The 4,141-nt window shown below is 38.4% G+C and carries 6 protein-coding genes; 5 read left to right on the top strand and 1 reads right to left on the bottom strand.

The features are described from left to right. The 3 genes from KTHG_RS15185 to KTHG_RS15195 all read left to right on the top strand — a co-directional run. Positions 1–572, top strand: a 572-nt coding sequence (locus KTHG_RS15185) for a response regulator transcription factor (RefSeq protein ID WP_139994890.1), incomplete at its 5' end; no start/stop codon positions are given. Beyond that, positions 569–2,212, top strand: a complete 1,644-nt coding sequence (locus KTHG_RS15190) for a sensor histidine kinase (protein WP_139994790.1) — start codon at positions 569–571, stop codon at positions 2,210–2,212. The genes KTHG_RS15185 and KTHG_RS15190, both read left to right, overlap by 4 nt. An 84-nt stretch (positions 2,213–2,296) precedes the next feature. Beyond that, positions 2,297–2,893: a TerD family protein gene (locus tag KTHG_RS15195; protein ID WP_126990393.1), complete on the top strand. Its 597-nt coding sequence runs from the start codon at positions 2,297–2,299 to the stop codon at positions 2,891–2,893. Positions 2,894–2,926: 33 nt separating this feature from the next. Here KTHG_RS15195 and KTHG_RS15200 read toward each other — a convergent pair whose 3' ends face one another. Next, positions 2,927–3,421: a GNAT family N-acetyltransferase gene (locus tag KTHG_RS15200; protein ID WP_126990394.1), complete on the bottom strand. Its 495-nt coding sequence runs from the start codon at positions 3,419–3,421 to the stop codon at positions 2,927–2,929. 83 nt (positions 3,422–3,504) lie between these two features. Between KTHG_RS15200 and KTHG_RS21420 the strand changes: the two genes are divergently transcribed. Further along, the gene (locus KTHG_RS21420; protein WP_186439648.1) at positions 3,505–3,657 is read left to right on the top strand and encodes a hypothetical protein; all 153 of its coding nucleotides are present in this window, start codon (positions 3,505–3,507) and stop codon (positions 3,655–3,657) included. A 17-nt stretch (positions 3,658–3,674) separates the two neighbouring features. Then, a complete protein-coding gene (locus tag KTHG_RS15205; RefSeq protein WP_139994792.1) occupies positions 3,675–4,094 on the top strand; it encodes a universal stress protein in 420 nt (139 codons plus the stop codon). The last annotated feature ends 47 nt before the right edge of the window (positions 4,095–4,141 follow it).

Here is a 4,141-nt window from a genome sequence, read left to right on the forward strand (position 1 = left end):
ATTGTAAGCAGCAATCCTATGATTTAATTTTATTAGACGTGATGCTTCCCGGACAAAGTGGGTTTGACATTTGCCCACAAATTCGCCAATTAACGAATGCACCGATATTTTTTGTCACTGCCCGTACATCTGATTTAGACAAGTTATCAGGATTTGCGTTAGGTGGCGATGATTATATTACGAAGCCCTTTAATCCACTTGAAGTCGTAGCACGCATAAAAGCACAGCTACGGCGCATAAAAACCCAACCTGAAGTTTCAACAACACTTCAGTTTCCACAGCTAATGATACATACTACTTCTGGAGATGTTTACTTTCAAGGAAAGGCTGTTGAATTATCCGCTCAGGTCTATCAATTACTCTTATTTTTCGCTAAACATCCTAATCAACTTTTTACGAAAAGCCAATTGTACGAAAATGTCTGGCAAGATGCTTATTTAGGTGAGGATAATACGGTAATGGTTCACATCCGAAAATTACGACAAAAAATTGAAGACAATCCAAGCAACCCTGAGCGAATTGTGACTGTTAGAGGCTTAGGCTATAAATTTGTCCCAGGAAACCGTCTATGAATCTACAGCGTCGCTTTGCCCTACAGTTTTCTACACAAATAGTAAGTTTCATAATTTTATTTATTGTGATTGCCCTCTCTATGCTGCTTCTACTCGGCTATGCTTTAACCAAGGAAGAACAATCTAGTAATAGTGATTTGATGGCCATTACAGGGTTAGACCAGAGCATTGATTCAATGGAAAACCTCAACCCTACATTGCTACAAAGATTAAAAAAGCAACAAGTATGGCTCCTTATTTATGATGAAGACAAAAAATTGAGCTTGAAAAATAATGTACCAAAGAATATACCAACGACCTACACAAAGTTATTTAAAAATGAAAATATTGATTATAATTTATTCCCACTTGAATTAGATAATCAGCATTATACCGTTGTGCTTGGGAAAATCAATCAAGGTAAGGTAGATATGACGCGTCTGAAACAGCAAATAGACTGGTCTGGTGTAAAGCTACCTGCTATCAAAACAAAAAATCCTGTCTACTATATTGACAAGGACGGGACAGTGCTCGATTCATTAAACGATAAACACCCAGAAGAGGCAATTGAGGAACTTTATGATGAATACCGTTATGAACTTCTCCGTTTCACAGATGAGACATCAGGAAAACAGCTCATCGTCGCTAATCGCCTTGCAGATGATGCCTTCTTAGCTGTGTGGCAACATCTTGTGCCCTTACTAATTATTTTATTAATTGTTGTACTCATTATTTTTGGCTTATTCGTTTATTTCTATACGAGAAAATTCGCCAATCCAATGTTGCATTTTATGAAATGGATTCGCCAAATTGGGCAAAAAAATTATCAAGCCCCTATAAACAAGCGTGGCAAACCTATTTTCCGTAATAAGAAAGGTCGCATTCGTCGCCGCTTCCGTTTATACAAAGATATGGTTGAAACAATGGAGCATATGACGACAGAGCTATCTCAATATGAGCAACAGCGCTCCCAAATGGAGAAAATGCGTGAAGAGTGGATCAGTGGGCTTTCACATGATTTAAAAACTCCACTGTCAACTGTTATTGGTTACACAAAAATGCTGCGTTCTACACATGATTGGTCAAAAGAGGAACAACAGCAATTTTTAGAGGTAATGGATGATAAGGCGCATTATATGAAGGAATTAATCGATGATTTAACACTAACTTATCGCTTGAAAAATAATCGTTTACCATTGAATATTGAAGAAATTGAATTAACGGAATGGCTACGTCGCTCATTAATCCAATTAATGAATACAAGCGAGGCAGAGAAATTTCACTTTGATTTTATTTCCAAGCAAGAAAAAGCTTATGTAAAAATTGACCCTATTCTATTTCAACGGGTCATTGATAATTTATTAATTAATGCCCTAAAACATAATTCACCTGGAACACGGATTCAATTGAAAACCTATCCAGCGGAGGACCAACAAATGATTGTTATACAGGATAATGGTAGCGGCATGGATCAGGAAACGGTGAAGCAACTATTTAACCGCTATTACCGTGGCACGGCAACAACCGAAAGTATAGAGGGTACAGGATTAGGAATGGCGATTACCGATCAACTTATCAAATTGCATCATGGGACAATTAATGTAGAAAGTGTTCTCGGAAAAGGAACAATCATTACAATCTCATTGCCAAAACCTAATTAAAGACTACTTTTCCAATCAAAGGACTATTTGGTATAATAAAGATATGAAATCGCTTGAAACAAAAAAGGAAAGCGAGGAATCGGTATGATTAGTTTAGTAAAAGGACAAAAAGTAGATTTAACAAAAGGTAATGAGCAGTTAAATATGGTGACAGTTGGGCTAGGATGGGACCCGGTAAGTAAAGGAGAGCAGGGTGGATTTTTCAAAAAGCTAAAGTCAGCAGTTGTTAGTATTGACTGTGATGCTTCTGTATTTATGTTGAAAAATGATCGTTTAGAAAGCGATAAGGATATTATTTCATTTACGCGTCTAAAAAGTGCGGATGGCTCGGTGAAGCATAGTGGTGATAATTTGACGGGCGCTGGTGACGGGGATGATGAGCAAATTGTTGTTAAATTAAAAGAGGTGCCTGAGCAATTTAATCGCTTAGTATTTGTTGTAAATATTTTCGGCGCCAAGCTGAAAAAACAACATTTTGGCCTTATTCAAAACGCTTATATTCGCATTTTTGATGACCGTAATCAGGAGCTTATTCGTTTTAATTTATCGGATGATTATAATGAGCAAACTGCGCTTATTACAGGTGAAATTTATCGTCATAACGGCGAATGGAAATTCAATGCTGTTGGTACAGGTACAACAGATGCGACGATTTCACAACTGGCAAAACGGTATCAATAAAAAAGAGGCTGATGCATTTGCGTCAGCCTTTTTTTATAGCATTTTTGACATATAGACTTCATTTACATAGGATTCGTCTATTTTCAGTGAATCCTTTTTAATGCCCTCTACCTCAAAACCCATTTTCTTATACAAATGAATGGCCTGCATATTGTGCTCAATAACCGTTAATTCTAAACGATGTATGGAAAATTCCTTTGCCCATGCTATCATCGCATCAAATAGCTGTGTCCCTACACCTTTTCCGCGACTCGCATCATGCACACCAAGCATCACAGCCGCTCGATGCGACGTACGCTGTAAATGCTCCCCTCTTATAATCGCATAGCCAAGGATGTCTCCCTGCTCTACTGCAACAAAAAAACTCGCCTTTGGTGCTTCCACTAATTGTTGAATTAGCTGTTGAATTCTAGATTCCTCTATGTTGCGCTCGCCCGGATTAAATAGCATCCAGCCTGATGCCTCTGCGTTCTCCATGACGACCGCAATTTGTACCGCATCCTCTACTACTGCCTGTCGAACAATCACAAAATCCCCCCCCTATCATTCATTTCATTATCCATGTTAGGATTTTTTTTGTCAATTCCTACTAAAAAAACAGAAACCGCCTTATGACTGATTTTACGAATAGTAAAATTTGGGATGAATCGGCTGTCGTCGCCATTATGAAAGTAGAAGAGTTACTAAAACAACAACAAATTGGTGTGCACTACGAAGGATTAGATGCCTCTAGTCAAAAAATCCTCGAGCAGTTGCATCCATAGGAAAGGTAGGGATTTTCATGTATCAGCATATTTTACTAGCCGTCGATGGTTCAGAAAATGCCATACGTGCCGCAAAGGAAGCTGCGAAACTCGCACAGCTTTCAGCAGATTCCATCATTGAAATTGTCTTTGTTGTAGACTTCGATCAATCGAAAAAAGATTTACTTCATGCAAAATCATCCGATGCGCTCCTTTTAGAACGCCGCAAAACGCTTTATCCTATTGAACAATTGCTAAAAGAAGCAAATGTAACGTATAATGTGACGATTTTGCATGGTACACCAGGTCCGGTCATTGTTGATTATACAAACAAACAACAAGCCGACCTAATTGTGCTCGGTAGCCGTGGATTAAATAGTCTACAGGAAATGGTGCTCGGTAGCGTCAGTCATAAAATTATGAAGCGTGTCACTTGCCCAGCATTGATTGTGAAGTAACCAAAAGATGCTTTGACATACGTGTAAAAACAACCGCTTCTAGGAGG

It is taken from the genome of Kurthia sp. Dielmo, assembly GCF_000307285.2.
Lineage (GTDB): Bacteria > Bacillota > Bacilli > Bacillales_A > Planococcaceae > Kurthia > Kurthia populi.

Excerpts from the sequence above, each read along its gene's own strand:
- KTHG_RS15190 (WP_139994790.1), top strand. The coding sequence starts at position 569 with ATGAATCTACAGCGTCGCTTTGCCCTACAGTTTTCTACACAAATAGTA.
- KTHG_RS15195 (WP_126990393.1), top strand. The coding sequence starts at position 2,297 with ATGATTAGTTTAGTAAAAGGACAAAAAGTAGATTTAACAAAAGGTAAT.
- KTHG_RS21420 (WP_186439648.1), top strand. The coding sequence starts at position 3,505 with ATGACTGATTTTACGAATAGTAAAATTTGGGATGAATCGGCTGTCGTC.
- KTHG_RS15205 (WP_139994792.1), top strand. The coding sequence starts at position 3,675 with ATGTATCAGCATATTTTACTAGCCGTCGATGGTTCAGAAAATGCCATA.